This window comes from Vibrio sp. N418 (assembly GCF_000222565.1).
Classification (GTDB): Bacteria; Pseudomonadota; Gammaproteobacteria; order Enterobacterales; family Vibrionaceae; genus Vibrio; species Vibrio scophthalmi.
Map to the genome: position 1 here is coordinate 1 of NZ_AFWD01000013.1, position 17,015 is coordinate 17,015.

At 45.7% G+C, this 17,015-nt stretch carries 21 protein-coding genes; 10 read left to right on the forward strand and 11 right to left on the reverse strand.

Annotated elements, in window-relative coordinates; genetic code table 11:
* Positions 1-1,655: autotransporter assembly complex protein TamA (locus RH86_RS02230; RefSeq protein WP_009384728.1), on the reverse strand; the 1,655-nt coding region annotated here is incomplete at its 3' end.
* A 126-nt stretch (positions 1,656-1,781) separates the two neighbouring features.
* Between RH86_RS02230 and msrA the strand changes: the two genes are divergently transcribed.
* From msrA to RH86_RS02270, 8 genes are all read left to right on the forward strand, one after another.
* Complete coding sequence (gene msrA, locus RH86_RS02235) at positions 1,782-2,411, forward strand: peptide-methionine (S)-S-oxide reductase MsrA (RefSeq protein WP_009384729.1); 630 nt, start codon at positions 1,782-1,784, stop codon at positions 2,409-2,411.
* A 95-nt stretch (positions 2,412-2,506) separates the two neighbouring features.
* Complete coding sequence (locus tag RH86_RS02240) at positions 2,507-3,058, forward strand: YtfJ family protein (RefSeq protein ID WP_009384730.1); 552 nt, start codon at positions 2,507-2,509, stop codon at positions 3,056-3,058.
* Positions 3,059-3,133: 75 nt separating this feature from the next.
* Positions 3,134-3,430 (forward strand): DUF2607 family protein, encoded by a 297-nt coding sequence (locus RH86_RS02245; protein ID WP_009384731.1) that lies wholly within the window; start codon positions 3,134-3,136, stop codon positions 3,428-3,430.
* Between the two features lie 122 nt (positions 3,431-3,552).
* A complete protein-coding gene (zrgA, locus tag RH86_RS02250; RefSeq protein ID WP_009384732.1) occupies positions 3,553-4,257 on the forward strand; it encodes a zinc uptake protein ZrgA in 705 nt (234 codons plus the stop codon).
* A 64-nt stretch (positions 4,258-4,321) separates the two neighbouring features.
* A complete protein-coding gene (locus tag RH86_RS02255) occupies positions 4,322-5,029 on the forward strand; it encodes an ABC transporter ATP-binding protein (RefSeq protein WP_009384733.1) in 708 nt (235 codons plus the stop codon).
* Positions 5,026-6,285 (forward strand): ABC transporter permease, encoded by a 1,260-nt coding sequence (locus RH86_RS02260; protein ID WP_009384734.1) that lies wholly within the window; start codon positions 5,026-5,028, stop codon positions 6,283-6,285. Before RH86_RS02255 ends, RH86_RS02260 begins: the two co-directional genes overlap by 4 nt.
* A 2-nt stretch (positions 6,286-6,287) precedes the next feature.
* The gene (locus RH86_RS02265; protein WP_009384735.1) at positions 6,288-6,788 is read left to right on the forward strand and encodes a DUF3299 domain-containing protein; all 501 of its coding nucleotides are present in this window, start codon (positions 6,288-6,290) and stop codon (positions 6,786-6,788) included.
* Between the two features lie 492 nt (positions 6,789-7,280).
* A complete protein-coding gene (locus RH86_RS02270) occupies positions 7,281-8,177 on the forward strand; it encodes a TIGR03899 family protein (protein ID WP_005593524.1) in 897 nt (298 codons plus the stop codon).
* Positions 8,178-8,345: 168 nt separating this feature from the next.
* Here the strand turns inward: RH86_RS02270 and pgi are convergent, their stop codons facing one another.
* Entirely contained in the window at positions 8,346-9,998 is a 1,653-nt protein-coding gene (gene pgi / locus RH86_RS02275; protein ID WP_005592756.1) for a glucose-6-phosphate isomerase, read from the reverse strand.
* Positions 9,999-10,268: 270 nt separating this feature from the next.
* Between pgi and RH86_RS02280 the strand changes: the two genes are divergently transcribed.
* On the forward strand, positions 10,269-10,688 hold the full coding sequence (locus RH86_RS02280) for a secondary thiamine-phosphate synthase enzyme YjbQ (protein WP_009384736.1): 420 nt from the start codon (positions 10,269-10,271) through the stop codon (positions 10,686-10,688).
* A gap of 76 nt (positions 10,689-10,764) precedes the next feature.
* On the opposite strand, the gene alr is transcribed toward RH86_RS02280, so the two are convergent.
* The gene (alr, locus tag RH86_RS02285) at positions 10,765-11,841 is read right to left on the reverse strand and encodes an alanine racemase (RefSeq protein ID WP_009384737.1); all 1,077 of its coding nucleotides are present in this window, start codon (positions 11,839-11,841) and stop codon (positions 10,765-10,767) included.
* A gap of 13 nt (positions 11,842-11,854) precedes the next feature.
* Entirely contained in the window at positions 11,855-13,267 is a 1,413-nt protein-coding gene (locus tag RH86_RS02290; RefSeq protein ID WP_005592521.1) for a replicative DNA helicase, read from the reverse strand.
* 226 nt (positions 13,268-13,493) lie between these two features.
* Between RH86_RS02290 and RH86_RS02295 the strand changes: the two genes are divergently transcribed.
* Complete coding sequence (locus RH86_RS02295) at positions 13,494-14,213, forward strand: DUF481 domain-containing protein (RefSeq protein ID WP_005592518.1); 720 nt, start codon at positions 13,494-13,496, stop codon at positions 14,211-14,213.
* A 107-nt stretch (positions 14,214-14,320) separates the two neighbouring features.
* Here RH86_RS02295 and rplI read toward each other — a convergent pair whose 3' ends face one another.
* From rplI to RH86_RS20650, 7 genes are all read right to left on the reverse strand, one after another.
* A complete protein-coding gene (gene rplI / locus RH86_RS02300; RefSeq protein WP_005596634.1) occupies positions 14,321-14,773 on the reverse strand; it encodes a 50S ribosomal protein L9 in 453 nt (150 codons plus the stop codon).
* A 33-nt stretch (positions 14,774-14,806) separates the two neighbouring features.
* A complete protein-coding gene (gene rpsR / locus RH86_RS02305; RefSeq protein ID WP_000090472.1) occupies positions 14,807-15,034 on the reverse strand; it encodes a 30S ribosomal protein S18 in 228 nt (75 codons plus the stop codon).
* Between the two features lie 16 nt (positions 15,035-15,050).
* A complete protein-coding gene (gene priB, locus RH86_RS02310; RefSeq protein ID WP_005596632.1) occupies positions 15,051-15,353 on the reverse strand; it encodes a primosomal replication protein N in 303 nt (100 codons plus the stop codon).
* An 8-nt stretch (positions 15,354-15,361) separates the two neighbouring features.
* Positions 15,362-15,742, reverse strand: coding sequence for a 30S ribosomal protein S6 (rpsF, locus tag RH86_RS02315; protein WP_005596629.1), 381 nt, complete (start codon positions 15,740-15,742; stop codon positions 15,362-15,364).
* Positions 15,743-15,964: 222 nt separating this feature from the next.
* On the reverse strand, positions 15,965-16,450 hold the full coding sequence (bfr, locus tag RH86_RS02320) for a bacterioferritin (protein ID WP_009384739.1): 486 nt from the start codon (positions 16,448-16,450) through the stop codon (positions 15,965-15,967).
* Between the two features lie 72 nt (positions 16,451-16,522).
* Positions 16,523-16,711: a (2Fe-2S)-binding protein gene (locus tag RH86_RS02325; RefSeq protein ID WP_009384741.1), complete on the reverse strand. Its 189-nt coding sequence runs from the start codon at positions 16,709-16,711 to the stop codon at positions 16,523-16,525.
* A 78-nt stretch (positions 16,712-16,789) separates the two neighbouring features.
* Positions 16,790-17,015, reverse strand: a 226-nt coding sequence (locus tag RH86_RS20650; RefSeq protein ID WP_223296315.1) for a hypothetical protein, incomplete at its 5' end; no start/stop codon positions are given.

Consider the following 17,015-nt stretch of genomic DNA (forward strand, 5'->3'; position numbering starts at 1 on the left):
CCCCAAGCAAAATCAAGTCGTACAGGGCCAACCGGTGACTCCCAGCGAATACCAGCACCAACACCTCGTTTAAAATCAGGGGTTTTATTGAATGCATCACCATAGTCGTAAAACAAGGCGCCCCACCAATTTCCCACTACTCGATATTGATATTCCAAAGAGGTCGTCGCGATATATTTAGCACCGGTTAGTGCACCACTCGAATCTCGCGGAGAAATAGACTCATAACCATAACCACGCAGATTATTGTCACCACCAGCAAAGAAACGTAGTGACGGTGGCAACTTATCAAACTCATCGGTCACGTTGGCACCGCCATCAATACGGAATAACCCGCGATGGTTATTGCCAATGCTGCGTATCCACGTCGTACCCGCTTGAATCCGGAACACGCGCGCCTCCGAAAGTGCTTTGGGATCACCATATTCCATCGTAGCAGTTTGTCTATCGCCCCACATTGGCATTGAGCCGCCACGAGAACGAGTACGTGAGAAGGAAATACCCGGTAACAAGAATTGTGCGTTATCGTCTTGAATACCCTGCTCATAGTTCTCTAATAAATAACGAATGAACAGCGTACGATGCCAGCCATTATCCAGCGTCCAGTGACGCTCTAAAGCGATATTGGACTCTAAGCTTTTGGTATCGCGGTTATCGACGTTTTTCATCCCATATTGGATGCGATAGTACTCATTCAGCACATCTTCCAGTGGAATACGATAGCCTGCCGTAATGGTCTGCTCAGGCTTTGACAATGAAAAACTGCTATCAAAACTATGCCCGCGTGAGTTTACCCAAGGCTTTTTCCATTTTAATGAACCACGCACACCCACATCGGTCGAATAACCAATACCGGTTTCTAACTGGTTTTTCGCTTGAGGGGCTAATGAAACTTTGACTGGAAGATCACGTCCTTGACCAAGATGACTTAAATCTGGCTCAACGAACACAGAAGAAAACCAATCGGTATTGGAAAGATTTTGGTTATAGATACCGATGTCCGTCACCAAGTAAGGATCACCGATTTTATAAGGTTCAAGAGAATGAACGCGATCTTCTTCAATTTGGCTACCCGTAATGATGGTTTCACCAAAGTGGTAGCGGATACCACTATTATAATGCAAACGAATATAAGCCTGATTAAGCGCCGGAGAGACCTCTAAGCGGCTCAGATCAAAGTCTCCCTCAAAGTAGCCTTTTTGCAACGCTAGATTACGAATGCCGGACTTTAGAGCATCGTAGTCACCTTGATTAAGGCGCTTTCCGACTTTCAAACCACTGCGTTTAACTAAAGTGGCAAAATCCTTATCTTGCTTGGCCTCACCTTCAAATTGAATATCCAACTGGCTAATAAGAACGGGTTTCCCTTTCTTCACCTCAACGATGAGATCTTTCCCATCGTCTTCAACACTAAAAGAAAATTGCGGATGGTAATAACCCAAAGCGTTAAGAGCTTCAGTGATATTACGCTCTAAACGAGCTTGAAAACGCAGTGAGGTGTCATATTCTTTTTCAGGAATTGAGGTTAAATAGGCATCAACATTATCTTTGACTTTGCCCTTTAAGCCTCGGATCGACAAGTCCACATCCGCCACAACACTAAAGCTAGGCAGACACAAGACAGCTACAAGAATGACGAGAGGCTTTTTAAACATGCAGTATTAACGTTATTAATTCGTATTGTTTATATTAAATGATAACGTTAGTTGTTGATTTAGTCTGTATGAAAAACGTCAAATTCACGGTCTTCTTCATAGGACAAACACTCAAGGAGACGCAATATGTTAGATAAACAAACGCTTATCTCGGCCGAACTCGCCTTACCCGGCCGAGAGACACTATTATCAGTGGAAGATAAACACTTCGTTAATCAGTCAAGCTTATCGGCGCAGCCACATGACGATCAGCAACAAGTTTTATTCGGAATGGGCTGTTTCTGGGGCGCAGAGCGCCTTTTTTGGCAGCTTGACGGCGTAATCAGTACTTCGGTCGGTTATGCTGGAGGTTACACGCCAAACCCTAGTTATGAAGAAGTTTGCACTGGCCTCACCGGACATACCGAAGTGGTACGAGTGGTTTTTGATCCCAACCTCATCAGTTTTGAACAACTGCTGCATCACTTTTGGGAGCAACATAATCCCACCCAAGGCATGCGACAAGGCAATGATTTAGGAACGCAATACCGCTCAGCGATCTATGTTTATGACCAGCAACAACTTGAACACGCTCTCGATTCAAAACAGCGTTATCAAACCTTGCTTGGCCAACAAGCCGTCACCACTGAAATTGATCTCGGCAAAACCTATTACTTCGCCGAAAGCCACCATCAACAATACTTAGCGAAGAATCCAAATGGCTATTGTGGTCTTGGTGGAACAGGAGTCTGCTTCCCGCCACAAACTAGCGCGTAATCGCGCCCAATTGGCAATGGTCTGGCTTCTTAGTCTGAAATTTGAGTATATACTTTAGCTTCGTCTGCCAAGCATGACCTAACAGGAAGAAAATAATGAAAAATAACACCCTTATCGCTCTCGCTATTGCTACTGCACCCATGTTTGCTAACGCCCACAATTTAACAGTGGGTGACAGCGTGCCTAACGTTGAGATCGCCAGCCATGGTGAGATTTTAGTACAGAACAACGACACGATTTATCAGGCATGGAATAGCGATGCGATGTTAGGCAAAGTTCGTGTTATTCAAGCGATCGCTGGGCGCAGCAATTCAAAAGAGATGAATGCGCCTTTGATGGCAGCCATTACCGCAGCGCAATTTCCCGCTGACGACTATCAAACCACCACCATCATCAACCAAGATGATGCGATTTGGGGTACAGGATCATTTGTAAAGTCCTCAGCACAAGACAGCAAAACGGACTTCCCTTGGTCTTCGATGGTGTTAGATGAGAATGGTGTGGTTGCTGATAGCTGGGATTTAAAATCAGAATCATCGGCGATCATCGTGCAAGATAAGCAAGGTAAGATCTTGTTCGTCAAGGAAGGTGTATTAACGCCTGAAGAAATCCAGCAGGTATTAAAACTGATCGCACAAAACTTATAATCGCCCCATTTAGCACTTAAAGTTTCTGACGGAGTTGTTATAGTATAACAACTCCGTTTTTATTAATTGATGATTATGATACCTCGCTTTGGTTTGTTGTCACCGCGCAAATTGATGATTGTACTCTGTACCGTCATGCTACTGCTGTGGACGAACTTTGCCGTCATCCATCACCAATTAGACCTTAATCTTCAACACCACGAGCACCATCACTGCCAACTTTTTGCTAGCGTAGTGCATGGCGCCAAATCGAGCTCACTGGCTCTACTACTCTCCAATTCATCAGAACCTCCACCTTCGCTTGCTGTATATCACTACCTAGAGGTTCCGGTGATCGCGCAAATTGCTCGCGCACCACCTAAGCTTATCTAAATACGACAAATTTAATTTCTTACCTCGCATTTCTAATCCCGCGACGCACAAGAATTTACTCTGCGCACAAAACAAACTTTGTGGGTAGTACGACATATTTATATCAGCTCTAGGAACATAAAATGAACAAGTTTTCTCCGATTGCACTCGCTCTAGGTTTACTCTTTACACACACCGCGATGGCAGAAGAGGGATTTCGCCAGCATGACGCTCACGTCCATGGTGAAGTCGAATTCAATATCGCCCAAGATGGTGACGAATTGCTGTTTGAAATAACCTCACCCGGTGCAGACATCATCGGTTTTGAGCATGCTCCAGAAAACGAGGCTCAAAAACAGGCGCTTGCTAAGGCGATTGCTCAACTTGAAAAGCCAATAGAAGTACTTGTGCTTTCTTCGTCTGCTCAATGTGAAATCGAGCATGTCTCGGTGCGCCACACGTTAGGTGAAGACGAGCACCACGACCACGACCACGACCACGACCACGACCACGACCACGACCACGACCACGACCACGACCAGCATGATGAAAAAGCCCATCATCAAGATCAAGAAAAACGTCATGACCATGATGAACATAACGATCATGCCGATCATGCCGATCATGCCGATCATGCCGATCATGCCGATCATGAAGAGCATGCTGGACATGGTGAATTCACCGTTGAATACCATTACCAATGTGGTGAAATTAGTCAGCTTAAACAGATCGATACACAATGGTTTAGCTTGTTTCCAAGCACAGAAAAAGTTCGTGCTAATGTCTTAACCGACACAGAACAAAAAGCCGTTGACCTTAACGCGAAAAACAGCACGATTAAGCTGTAACGAAAAAGAGAGCTTGGTACTCATATCAAGCTCTCGTTGTTATCGATATTGATTGGAATACTCAATGAATAACACCTCACAATCGAAGGTGATTGCTCTACAGCAAGTAGAGTTCACATGGCCAGGTGGCGATAAACCCACTCTCGCAATAGAGAAATTAGATGTTCACCGTGGTGAGCATTTATTTATTAAAGGCCCAAGTGGCTGTGGTAAATCGACACTATTAGGTCTTCTTACGGGCATTAATCAAGCCCAACAAGGTTCCGTGACGATTCTTGGCGAGGAGCAGGGGCAGCTTAGCAGCCGTCAACGTGATAGATTTCGTGCAGACAATATTGGCTATATTTTTCAGCAGTTTAATCTACTGCCTTATTTAAGCGTGATTGAAAACGTCATTCTCCCTTGTCAGTTTTCAGCTCAACGTAAGCAACGTGTCGAGGTTGATCTTGCTTTGCGCGCTCAAGATCTGCTCGAAAAATTACATTTAAGCCCAGCGCTACTGCATAAACCGGTCGTAGAACTCAGTATCGGTCAGCAACAGCGCGTTGCCGCTGCACGAGCGCTGATTGGCAGCCCACCATTGATCATTGCTGATGAACCAACCTCTTCACTCGATCATGACAATCGCACGGCGTTTATCGAACTGCTGCTAGAGCAAGTTAATCAGGTCAATGCCACACTGGTATTTGTCAGCCACGATCCCACACTTGAAGCACTATTTGACCGCAGCTTAGATCTGCGTCTAATCAATCAAGCAGGAGAGCCAGCATGAGCCCAACCTTGATGTTAGCGTGGAAGAGTGTCAACAACCGCCGCTTAACGGCCTTCCTCACCATTCTTACCGTTGCAGTTTCATTGGTTCTACTGCTTGGCGTTGAGCGTATTCGTACTCAAGCGAAAGCGAGTTTTGCCAATACGATCTCAGGTACCGACCTGATTGTTGGCGGTCGATCAGGGCAAGTTAACTTATTACTCTACTCCGTATTTCGCATTGGTAACGCGACCAATAATATCGACTGGAAGAGCTATCAAGAATTTAGCCAACACCGCGCTGTTGATTGGACCATCCCCTTGTCACTTGGGGATTCACACAAAGGTTTTCGTGTATTAGGCACCAATCAAAGCTATTTTGAGCACTATCGCTATGGTAATAAGCAGGCGCTAGCACTCAGCCAAGGCAAGCCATTTGAAGGCTTATTTGAAACGGTTATTGGCGCGGATGTGGCGAAGAAGCTTGGCTACCATATTGGTAGTGAAATCATTATTGCGCACGGAATTAGCGATGTGGGCTTTAGTCGCCACGATAACTTACCGTTTAAAGTGGTCGGAATTTTTGCACCAACCGGCACGCCCGTAGACAAAACCGTGCATGTTTCCTTAGAAGCAATTGAGGCCATTCATGTTGGTTGGGAATCTGGTGCACGACTTGGTGCCACACCGAGCGCTGAAAGCCTAGCCAAGGCTGATTTTCAGCCGGGCCAGATTACCGCGATGATGGTCGGTCTGAAGTCAAAAATTCAAACCTTTGCCTTACAGCGTCAGATCAACACTTACCCGCAAGAACCGCTAAGCGCTATTTTACCAGGTGTCGCGTTGCATGAATTATGGGGCATGATGTCCGTTGCGGAACAAGCTTTAATGGTGGTCTCTGGTTTTGTCGTTGTCGCCGGTTTACTCGGTATGCTTTCCAGCTTACTCACCAGCTTACAAGAACGACGCCGCGAAATGGCTATCTTGCGAGCGATGGGGGCAAGGCCTAGGCATATTTTCACTCTACTGATCCTCGAAGCCAGTGTGCTCACGGCTATCGGTATTGCGGTAGGTATTGGCTTGCTCTATGGCTTGTTAGCATTAGCCAGCCCCTTTGTGACGCAAAATTACGGTATTCAGCTACCGTTAGTCATGCTCTCTTCTTATGAATTAGGTCTTATCGCTGCCGTCCTGTTTGCTGGAACTATGATAGGTATTTTCCCTGCGCTACGAGCATACCGTCAGTCTCTAAGCGATGGGATGACAATACGGGTGTAACCATGAAAAAAATCTTAGTATTCGTGTGCTGGGCATTGAGCTTCGCTTTGCCTACTTATAGTGTTGCCAATGAGGAGATCCTCAGTCTAGATTGGGTCGACTTGATCCCAGAAAGCGAACGTAATCAGTTTGATGCGGTAGGTATGCCACTGATTACCGACCATAGTGGAGCGGCAATGCAGCAATCAACGGTAGGCTCTGTCAGACAAGAACTTAATGGTAGTCAGGTGAAAATTCCGGGGTTTGTGGTGCCATTAGAAGGGGATGATGAGAAGATCACCGAATTCTTATTGGTGCCATACTTTGGTGCCTGCATTCATGTGCCGCCACCGCCACCAAATCAAATCATTTATGTGAAGTTTCCTCACGGCGCACCGATTCAGCAGCTATGGGATGTGATCTACGTTATCGGCACACTCAAAACCGAAACCTTTAATCATGAACTGGCGGAAACAGGTTACATCATCGAAGGGACTGCCATAGCAGAATACGATGATTACTGAGTACGCGGTGAATCAAACTCGCGCTGCAATCTAGCTTAGACCCAATGGTTCAAAGCACATAAAATTTAACAAACAAGCAACCTGTTCATTGCCCTAAACATCTGGCTGACTAGATTAAGAATCTAGACAGATAAACTAGTACCGCTAGGTAAACAAAGAGTAACAAGGCAATGGATAGGTGCTTTCTAAATTTATTCTCTTTGGAATATTTCATAAGACCCCTCGCTAACTGATAACAATTTTAACAAATTGTTATCACTGGTGACAGCGAAATTTGCCGTTATCGTGTGAATTGATTTTAAGCAGCTGGCGGCAACAATAATGCAAGCAAAGATAGGTTCATAAACGAGTGCCTCAAACCTTGCCAATATCCGTCACCTCCGAACATCGCAACATCAAATAACACCGACATGACTCACATTAGTTTCTCTGGCGAGCGCGAATATAAAAAGGTACAGTTATCAGTAAGTCCATGTGGGTGAAGGAAAAACCATGTCTGAGAGTCGCAAGCCAATAATTATCGAGCATCCGCCTAGCAACGAAAGCCGTCACGAGAAAAAATCTAACTACGTAAAAGACAGCTCAAGTCGCGTAATGCATATTGCTCAAGATCATGGTTTAGATGCTCTGTTACAAAAAGAGTCCCCACAAAAACCTGCCTTAGAACGTGCTTTAGTACGCGAACGTCGTCGCCGTGAACAGCGGCAAAAAAACTTAGAGCAGATATTAAAACTGGCGCACTCCGCCTGTAGTGATGAAACCGCTGGTGAGCCGGATCAAGATTGGTTATATCGCTTTTTTGATATGGCCCAAGAAGTCCATAACCCTGCAATGCAGCGCCTGTGGGCACAAGTGTTTAAACGCGAAGTGACTAACCCAGGCTCTACCTCAATGAAAGCCCTCAAAGTGTTGCACGATATGACCCCCAAAGAAGCACAGATCCTGCAACGGGCCGCTTCGCTTGCCTGCAGTTTTGGGAATGATAACAGTCGCAAATTGTTGATTGGTTTTCGCGCCCAAGCGGGTATCTTCAGTTTGGGTAAACGTACGCTTACCAGCAATATTAATGTTGGCAATTACCAGCTGCCCTATTCCAGCTTATTGGTACTGTTTGAGCTTGGCTTAATGCATGGCACCGAACTAGAGTCTGGTGAGATTGATTTAGAGTCCCCATTGCCATTAATTTACCAAGGTAAGAATCTTGCACTGCAAGTGCATAGCAAAGGGGTACGTTTACTTTACTACCGTTTTACCCCTACCGGAAACGAGCTATGTAAACTGCTCGGTAATAAGCAAAATAGCCAATATTACGATCAGTTAATTGCGATGCTTGGACAAAAATTCTCAGTGCAAACGGAAACGAAAAGCACCATTCATCACGCGGTCTAAAGCGAGAAGCGAGAAGCGAGAAGCGAGAAGCGAGAAGCGAGAAGCGAGAAGCGAGAAGCGAGAAAAGATTAAAACGCACCAATAAAAAACGCCAGCATTGCTGGCGTTTTATCTTTCAACTTTTGCTCGACAAGATACTCTATATCATGACTGAAAGTATGCTAACGACTAAGCTTTAAAAGCTTTGAACGCATTGATCAAACCATTAGTCGAGCTATCATGCGAGCTAATTTCCGTTGCATCAGCAAGCTCTGGTAGAATTTGGTTTGCGAGTTGCTTACCAAGTTCCACACCCCATTGGTCGAAGCTGAAGATGTTCCAGATAACGCCTTGAGTAAAGATTTTGTGCTCGTACATTGCAATCAAGTTACCCAAAGTACGTGGCGTGATTTGTTTCACTAGGATTGAGTTAGTTGGACGGTTACCTTCAAACACTTTAAATGGGACTAGCTCAGCCATTTCTGCGTCGCTCTTACCTGCTTGAGCAAACTCCGCTTTAACCGTCTCTGCACTCTTACCAAATGCCAATGCTTCTGTTTGAGCAAAGAAGTTCGACATCAGTTTTTGGTGGTGATCGCCTGCTGGGTTATGGCTCAGTGCTGGTGCAATAAAGTCACAAGGAATGATCTTAGTGCCTTGGTGGATCAACTGGTAGAACGCGTGTTGACCGTTAGTACCTGGCTCACCCCAAATGATTGGGCCAGTTTGGTAAGTGACAGCTTCGCCGTTACGGTCGACGTATTTACCGTTCGACTCCATGTTACCTTGCTGGAAGTACGCAGCAAAACGGTGCATGTACTGATCGTAAGGCAAGATTGCTTCAGATTCTGCACCATGGAAGTTGTTGTACCATAGGCCAATCAATGCCAAGATCACTGGAATGTTGTTTTCTAGCTCAGTCTCAGCAAAGTGGTTATCCATCTCGTGAGCGCCTTCTAGCAACTCAACAAAGTTGTCGTAACCTACCGCTAGAGAGATAGACAGACCGATTGCTGACCATAGCGAGTAACGACCACCAACCCAATCCCAGAATTCGAACATGTTGTCGGTATCGATACCAAACTCAGCCACTGAGGTTGCGTTGGTTGATAGTGCCGCAAAGTGCTTAGCAACGTGCGCTTCATCACCCGCTTCCGCTAGGAACCAATCACGCGCAGTGTGTGCATTGGTCATGGTTTCTTGAGTGGTAAATGTTTTCGATGCAATCAGGAACAATGTTGTTTCTGGGTTTACTTTTTTCAACGTTTCAACGATGTGAGTACCATCAACGTTAGAAACAAAATGCATGTTTAGACGCGTTTTGTACGGTGCTAGTGCTTCCGCCACCATGTAAGGGCCTAGGTCAGAACCGCCGATACCGATGTTCACGACATCAGTGATCTCTTTACCGGTGTAACCTTTCCAGTCACCCGAAACGATACGGTGCGTAAACAGTTCCATTTTTGCTAGAACAGCGTTGATCGCTGGCATCACATCTTGGCCATCAACCATCACTGGTTTGTCACTACGGTTACGCAGCGCAGTATGTAACACGGCGCGATCTTCTGTTTTGTTGATCGCTTCACCACTGAACATCGCTTCAATTGCTGATTGAAGATCCGTCTCTTTTGCTAACGCAAAAAGATGTTGTAACGTTTCTTGGTTGATGAGGTTTTTAGAGTAATCGATCAGAAGATCGTCACCAAAACGTGTAGAAAACTTGTCAAAGCGAGCCGCATCTTGAGCAAAAAGCTCTGCCAGATCCATATCTTGTGCAGATTCAAAATGAGCAGTTAGCGCTTTCCACGCTTGAGTTTGCGTTGGGTTAATATTTTTCAACATGGTCTCTATTCCGATGTTACAGTAGGCTCTATTCCCGCCAGTTAATCACTCGCTAGGAATCCCCGATTTTAAGCAAAAAAGAAGCTATTCCTGATGTTTGGGCACTAAGCTGCAAACACAAGGTTATGTAATTTTTTTTCAATGGCTAATTATGACTCAGTGAAAACTCTATCACATTGAGGTATATCACGTTCAAAAGCTTATCTAAAGCTGTGCAACTAGCCTAGCCAGCTTCATAAGATTTGCCAAACAATTCGTTAAGGAAAGATTATGTGGTCTCAAAAAACGATCAGCTTACCAGCCAAATCCCGAGGTTTTCATCTGATCACTGATGAAATTGAACAACAGTTACCGCAAATCCAATCACTTTCAGTAGGATTATTACACCTGTTTGTGCAACACACCTCCGCTAGCTTAACCCTTAACGAAAATGCCGATCCTACCGTACGCAGTGATATGGAAAAGCACTTCAATCACTCTGTTCCCGAACGCGCAGCGTACTACCAACACACCTATGAAGGGGATGATGACATGCCAGCGCATATCAAGGCTTCAACGCTGGGTTCGAGCGTTACAATTCCAATCACTGATGGCCGCTTAGCCTTAGGTACATGGCAGGGCATCTACTTAGGCGAGCACCGCGATTACGGTGGTTCTCGTCGTCTTATCGCGACCATTCAAGGTGAATAAATCAAACACCGTTATTTAATCTAGTATCCGTCGCGCTAAAACGACAAAGGGAACGCGATTTGCGTTCCCTTCATTGTTAGTCTGAGTAGACCATGTCGACGCGTGGCGTCAATTTGGTCACCAACTCGTAGGCAATCGTACCAATATGTGCAGCCACCTCCTCGGAAGGAAGCTCATTGCCCCACATGATCGCCTCATCACCCACTTTATCGCACGCATCTGGGCCAAGATCGACCGTAAGCATATCCATTGATACACGGCCAGCAATTGGTACCCGACGGCCATTTACCCACACCGGTGTGCCATTTGGCGCCGTTCTTGGATAACCATCACCATAGCCGATCGCAATCACGCCGACTTTCGTGTCTCGCTCGCTGGTCCAGATACCACCGTAACCAATGCTTTCACCCTTTTTCACTTCACGCACCGCGATCAAGTGTGATTTTAAAGTCATAACTGGGCGATAACCGAGTTCCGCCGCCGACTTATCACTAAAGGGCGAGACACCATACATGATGATGCCGGGACGAACCCATTCCAATTGGCTCTCAGGCCAAGCTAAAATGCCGGCTGACGCCGCCAATGAACGCTCGCCTTGGCAGCCTTGGGTTAACGCTAAGAACTGCTCAGTCTGCTCAAGCGTGGTCGATTTTTCAAGTTCATCCGCACTGGCAAAGTGGCTCATAAAGCGCAGCGGCTTGGCGACATTATCACACGCGTTAAGGCGAGCAATAAACGACTCTAGTTGTTCTGGGCGCACCCCCAAACGATGCATGCCACTATCAATCTTTAACCACACTTGAACCGGCGCTTCCAACTGAGCATTTTCTAATGCTTCTAGCTGCTCAACGCAGTGTAAACCTGCTTGGATATTATTGGTCACCAAAACAGGTAAATCACCCGGCGAGTAAAAACCCTCTAACAATAAAATAGGGGTCACAATGCCAGCTGCACGCAATTGCAAAGCTTCTTCAATGCGCGCTACGCCAAAAGCGTCAGCATCTTGCGCCTGTTTAGCGATGTGGCGTAAACCATGGCCGTACCCATTGGCTTTAACCACCGCCATAATTTTACTGTTTGGCGCTTGTCGCTTCACTTGCTGCAAATTGTGCTTCAGTGCAGCAAGATCGACGTGCGCCGTTGCTGCCTTCATATAACTCATAGTGTTACTCGTCATCCATATCAAACGCAGGACCCGCGTAATTATCAAAGCGAGAGTATTGCCCTTGGAAAGTCAAACGCACCGAACCAATCGGGCCGTTACGCTGTTTACCAAGGATGATTTCTGCGGTGCCCTTCATTGAGCTATCTGGGTTGTAAACTTCGTCACGGTAGATAAACATGATCAAGTCAGCATCCTGCTCGATCGCTCCCGATTCACGCAAGTCTGAGTTAATCGGTCGTTTATCGGCACGTTGCTCTAGGGAACGGTTTAGCTGCGATAGCGCCACCACTGGCACGTTTAGCTCTTTTGCTAACGCTTTCAGTGAGCGCGAAATCTCTGAGATCTCGAGGGTACGGTTGTCTTGCATTCCTGGCACACGCATCAACTGAAGATAGTCGACCATGATCATGCTCAAACCACCTGAGTCACGAGCGATACGGCGCGCGCGCGAACGCAGTTCCGTTGGTGTTAAGCCAGAACTGTCATCGATGTACATATTTTTCTTCTGCATGAGAATACCCATGGTCGAAGAGATACGCGCCCAGTCTTCATCATCCAACTGACCGGTACGAATTTTGGTTTGGTCCACACGAGAAAGCGATGCAAGCATACGCATCATCAACTGTTCGGCTGGCATCTCTAGAGAGAAAATCAAGACTGGTTTGTCTTGATCCATCGCGGCGTTTTCACACAGGTTCATCGCAAAGGTGGTTTTACCCATCGATGGACGCGCGGCGACGATGATCAAATCAGAGCCCTGTAGACCCGCCGTTTTCTTATTCAGATCGTGGAAACCCGTACTGACCCCTGTCACACCATCTTGTGGTGATTTGTACAATAGCTCGATACGCTCGAGCGTTTTCTCAAGAATATTGTCGACGTTCTGTGGGCCTTCACTTTCCGTCGTGCGGGATTCGGCAATGGCAAATACCTTGCTCTCGGCAAGATCCAGTAAGTCATCAGACGAACGACCTTGCGGATCGTAACCAGAGTCTGCAATCTCATTCGCCACACTGATCAAGTTACGCACCATCGCCCGCTCAGCCACGATATCCGCGTAGGCGTTGATGTTGGCGGCACTTGGTGTGTTCTTAACCAAATCGGCCAAGTAGGCAAAGCCACCGACATCTTCCAGTTGTTCATGCTGTTCAAGATGCTCCGATAAGGTGATCAGATCGAGGGGTTTGCTGTCTTCAAGAATGCGTTTAACCGCTTCAAAAACCAAACGATGCGGGCGGCTATAAAAGTCGCTCGCCATGACACGTTCTGCAACCGTATCCCAGCGCTCATTATCGAGCAACAAGCCACCGATAACGGATTGCTCTGCTTCTAGAGAATGGGGTGGGACTTTTATTGCATCCACTTGTGCATCAGGATGTTTACGTTTGCGATTATCCGAACGGGTATCTGCCATGGTTCTGCTCAACTACTTATCGTGGAGGTTCATTATAATGAGAATACATCAGTTGTCTTTAGCCAAACCAAAGTTTGTGCATCTCATATAGAATTAACTTATTGCTGACGGTGTATCCTTGTATTCACACTATCATTCCGCTCCTGTACTATTCATCGTTTATTTTTGTGATTTGAGGGTCTTTGTGTCGAGAGTTTGGCTAGCCAGTTTAGGTTTAATGAGCAGTATGCTCGTCCAGGCGGAAGAAGTGGATATTCCAAACGATATTGAGATCGCGTCGCCATGGAACACCGAAGTCGAGTTTGGCTATCAATCTCACTCGGGAAATTCAGATTCACAATCTTTAAACTCACGTCTGAGTGCCGAATACACTAAAGGTCGTTATCGTACCAACGGAGAATGGAAGTACTATCTATTGTACAAAGATGGTGAAGAGGATAAACGCCAATCCACCTACAGCGCACAGAGTGACTACAAGCTAGGGGCAAAAACCTATGCCTATGGCAGCTTTAAAGGAATTGATTCCCGCTACAGTGCCTACTTTAAAGACTATACGCTTTCAGCCGGCTTAGGTTATCAGTTCTCCAATACCGAGTTATTTGTGCTGGAGTTGGAGCTAGGCCCGGGTTTTCGTTATCAAGAACCCAACCAAGATGAGATTGATGATGATGACATCATCTTCCCCGATATCGTTGAAGAAGCGATCTTCCGTGGCAATGTGAACACCCGCTGGCAAGCCTTGGACAACCTCGCCTTCTCTGCTGATATGACTTTAGTCTCCGGCCATAGTAACACCCGTATTGATACCGACTTGAGCGTCACCAACAACATCACCGAAGATATTGCCTTAAAACTGGCTCACTCTCGTCAATATCATGACCGCGTGCCTGAAGGCTTAGAAAAAGCCGATAGTATTTTTTCGGTCAATCTGTTGTTTATCTTTTAACGCTTAATGACACGTTGAGAGCAAAACTCTTCTCTCAAACACAAATGTCAGGCAAAAAAAAAGCACCTCTAAGAGGTGCTTTTTACTAATACGTCTTGAAACTGAAATTACTTCTCAGCAACAACTTGTAGGTTTACAGTAGCGAAAACTTCAGAGTGAAGTTGAACGCTGATCGCGAACTCACCAGTGTTACGTAGTGCGCCTTCAGGAAGACGAACTTCGCTTTTCACAACTTTAACGCCAGCAGCAGTGATTGCTTCAGCGATGTCGCGAGTACCGATAGAACCGAATAGTTTACCTTCGTCACCAGCTTTAGAAGCAAGTACAACTGCTTCTAGTGCGTTAACTTGCTCAGCACGAGCTTCAGCAGCAGCTAGTTGCTCAGCAACTTTAGCTTCTAGTTCAGCACGGCGAGTTTCGAACATTTCAACGTTAGCTTTAGTAGCCATAACTGCTTTACCTTGTGGGATAAGGAAGTTACGAGCGTAGCCAGATTTAACGTTTACAGCGTCACCAAGTGCACCTAGGTTACCGATTTTATCAAGTAGAATAACTTGCATTATTTAATCCTCTGTCTTAATAAAACGAACCGATTACTGATGTTTGTCAGTGTACGGTAGTAGAGCTAGGTAGCGTGAACGCTTGATAGCACGAGCTAGTTGACGTTGGTATTTAGCGCTTGTACCAGTGATACGGCTAGGTACGATTTTACCAGCTTCAGTGATGTAGTTTTTAAGAGTTGCTACGTCTTTGTAATCAATCTCTTGTACGCCTTCTGCAGTAAAACGGCAGAATTTACGACGACGGAAGAAACGAGCCATGGGCTATCTCCTGATCTTAAATATAAGTGATGTGGTCAGCATGCAACACTATTTTACCGATGCCATTTCGGCCGGTTTGGTAAGCGACAAAGCCTCCTACCACAATGTTACTGCCTAGTACTAAATTTTGAGTTAATGCTTGTGACCTTGGCCCACTGATGACGACTGGCATACGACAATAAACTTGGCGAGCTAAATCGGCTTCAATAACAGTAGAACGGTGCTCTAACCAAAAACGGCAGTGCTCTATTCCACTAGGGCTTTTACTACGAATCGGAGGCTTAGCGACGGTGCCACTCAGCTCCATTCGATTGGTCATACAATCAATTACTCAGCAGCAGCTTCTGGACGAGACTCTGCACGCTCTTCGCGACGAGGAGCACGCTCTTCTTTCTGCTTAAGCATGATAGATTGCTCAGTGATCGCTGCTTTAGTACGCATGATCATGTTACGTAGAACTGCATCGTTAAAACGGAAAGCAGTTTCTAGCTCATCGATTACAGCTTGGTCAGCTTCAACGTTCATAAGAACGTAGTGAGCTTTGTGAAGCTTGTTGATTGGGTAAGCCAGTTGACGACGACCCCAATCTTCTAGACGGTGTACAGTACCGCCAGCTTCAGTGATAGAACCAGTGTAACGTTCGATCATGCCCGCAACCTGTTCGCTTTGATCAGGGTGAACCATGAATACGATTTCGTAATGACGCATGTGTTGCTCCTTACGGATTATTAGCTTCCACGAGTGGCCCGGTCGTCCAGAGGAAGCAAGGAACTAAAGATAAATGACCGAGTTTTAAGGAGCACGAATAGTACAGAAAGGAAGCAAATTTAGCAAGCAAAATGTCGCGGACAGAAATGCAACAGTGCAAAGGAAAAACTGTGAAGGGGCGCTCGCGATGCAAGCGCGAAATTTAAGAATTGAAACAGAGAGTTAGCTATCGCCATCATCGTCGACGAATTGAGCTTGTAAATAGTTTTCAATACCGGTCATCTTGATCAAACCCAACTGGGTTTCCAACCAATCGACATGCTCTTCTTCATCTTCGAGAATATCTTGGAACAGATCTCGAGAGACATAATCACGTACATCTTCGGCGTAAGCGATGGCTGATTTAAGATCGGGTATCGCCATCATCTCTAGCTGCAAGTCACTGGTCAGCATCTCTTCTGCATCTTCACCAATCATCAACTTGCCCAAATCTTGTAAATTGGGCAAACCTTCGAGAAACAAAATGCGTTCAATCAGGTGATCAGCATGCTTCATTTCATCGATTGATTCGTGATACTCCTTATCCGCAAGGTGCTTGAGCCCCCAATCTTTGTACATGCGTGCGTGGAGGAAATATTGGTTGATCGCAACAAGCTCGTTTCCGAGGACTTTATTGAGATGTTGAATGATAATTGGATCGCCTTTCATGAAATAACCCTCCTTGTTGGCTCATTTAACTGTAGAACCAATCAACAAAGAGTCAAAAAACGAACGACCGATTTAGCAGGCTTGTTTGTACAATTGTGCCGCGGTTTCGTTTAGGATTTGCTTGGCTTGCTTAACGCATTTACCACATTGCGATCCTAGGGCGGTGCATTTTCTGATGCTACGCATATCCGCTACGCCTTCTTCCAACACTAACTGTTTGATCTTTTTATCGGAAACACCATGACAGAGACAAACGTACATCTTAATTCCTAAAGCGTAAATTTCGCCTAGAAATATAAACAAGAACTGTTCTTATTACCACTTAGATCTAGCGATAATTTAAGATCGATTCGCTATATAGAAATCAGGATTTTGGCGATTTTCAGTGTAGAAAAACGAGCAGATAAAAAAGCTCAATACAGGCAAAGATAAGGGATTGTTTTTATAGGGTGAAACGAAGCTAGAGTGAAGTGTGGGAGTAATTTCTCTTATAACCAAAAATAAAAAAGGGAAGCCGAAGCTTCCCTTTTCAAATGCGGCAATTACTATGCCTTCATTTAATTCC

Coding starts and splice junctions, on each gene's coding strand:
- msrA (WP_009384729.1), top strand. CDS start 1,782: ATGTTAGATAAACAAACGCTTATCTCGGCCGAACTCGCCTTACCCGGC.
- RH86_RS02240 (WP_009384730.1), top strand. CDS start 2,507: ATGAAAAATAACACCCTTATCGCTCTCGCTATTGCTACTGCACCCATG.
- RH86_RS02245 (WP_009384731.1), top strand. CDS start 3,134: ATGATACCTCGCTTTGGTTTGTTGTCACCGCGCAAATTGATGATTGTA.
- zrgA (WP_009384732.1), top strand. CDS start 3,553: ATGAACAAGTTTTCTCCGATTGCACTCGCTCTAGGTTTACTCTTTACA.
- RH86_RS02255 (WP_009384733.1), top strand. CDS start 4,322: ATGAATAACACCTCACAATCGAAGGTGATTGCTCTACAGCAAGTAGAG.
- RH86_RS02260 (WP_009384734.1), top strand. CDS start 5,026: ATGAGCCCAACCTTGATGTTAGCGTGGAAGAGTGTCAACAACCGCCGC.
- RH86_RS02265 (WP_009384735.1), top strand. CDS start 6,288: ATGAAAAAAATCTTAGTATTCGTGTGCTGGGCATTGAGCTTCGCTTTG.
- RH86_RS02270 (WP_005593524.1), top strand. CDS start 7,281: ATGTCTGAGAGTCGCAAGCCAATAATTATCGAGCATCCGCCTAGCAAC.
- pgi (WP_005592756.1), bottom strand. CDS start 9,998: ATGTTGAAAAATATTAACCCAACGCAAACTCAAGCGTGGAAAGCGCTA.
- RH86_RS02280 (WP_009384736.1), top strand. CDS start 10,269: ATGTGGTCTCAAAAAACGATCAGCTTACCAGCCAAATCCCGAGGTTTT.
- alr (WP_009384737.1), bottom strand. CDS start 11,841: ATGAAGGCAGCAACGGCGCACGTCGATCTTGCTGCACTGAAGCACAAT.
- RH86_RS02290 (WP_005592521.1), bottom strand. CDS start 13,267: ATGGCAGATACCCGTTCGGATAATCGCAAACGTAAACATCCTGATGCA.
- RH86_RS02295 (WP_005592518.1), top strand. CDS start 13,494: ATGCTCGTCCAGGCGGAAGAAGTGGATATTCCAAACGATATTGAGATC.
- rplI (WP_005596634.1), bottom strand. CDS start 14,773: ATGCAAGTTATTCTACTTGATAAAATCGGTAACCTAGGTGCACTTGGT.
- rpsR (WP_000090472.1), bottom strand. CDS start 15,034: ATGGCTCGTTTCTTCCGTCGTCGTAAATTCTGCCGTTTTACTGCAGAA.
- priB (WP_005596632.1), bottom strand. CDS start 15,353: ATGACCAATCGAATGGAGCTGAGTGGCACCGTCGCTAAGCCTCCGATT.
- rpsF (WP_005596629.1), bottom strand. CDS start 15,742: ATGCGTCATTACGAAATCGTATTCATGGTTCACCCTGATCAAAGCGAA.
- bfr (WP_009384739.1), bottom strand. CDS start 16,450: ATGAAAGGCGATCCAATTATCATTCAACATCTCAATAAAGTCCTCGGA.
- RH86_RS02325 (WP_009384741.1), bottom strand. CDS start 16,711: ATGTACGTTTGTCTCTGTCATGGTGTTTCCGATAAAAAGATCAAACAG.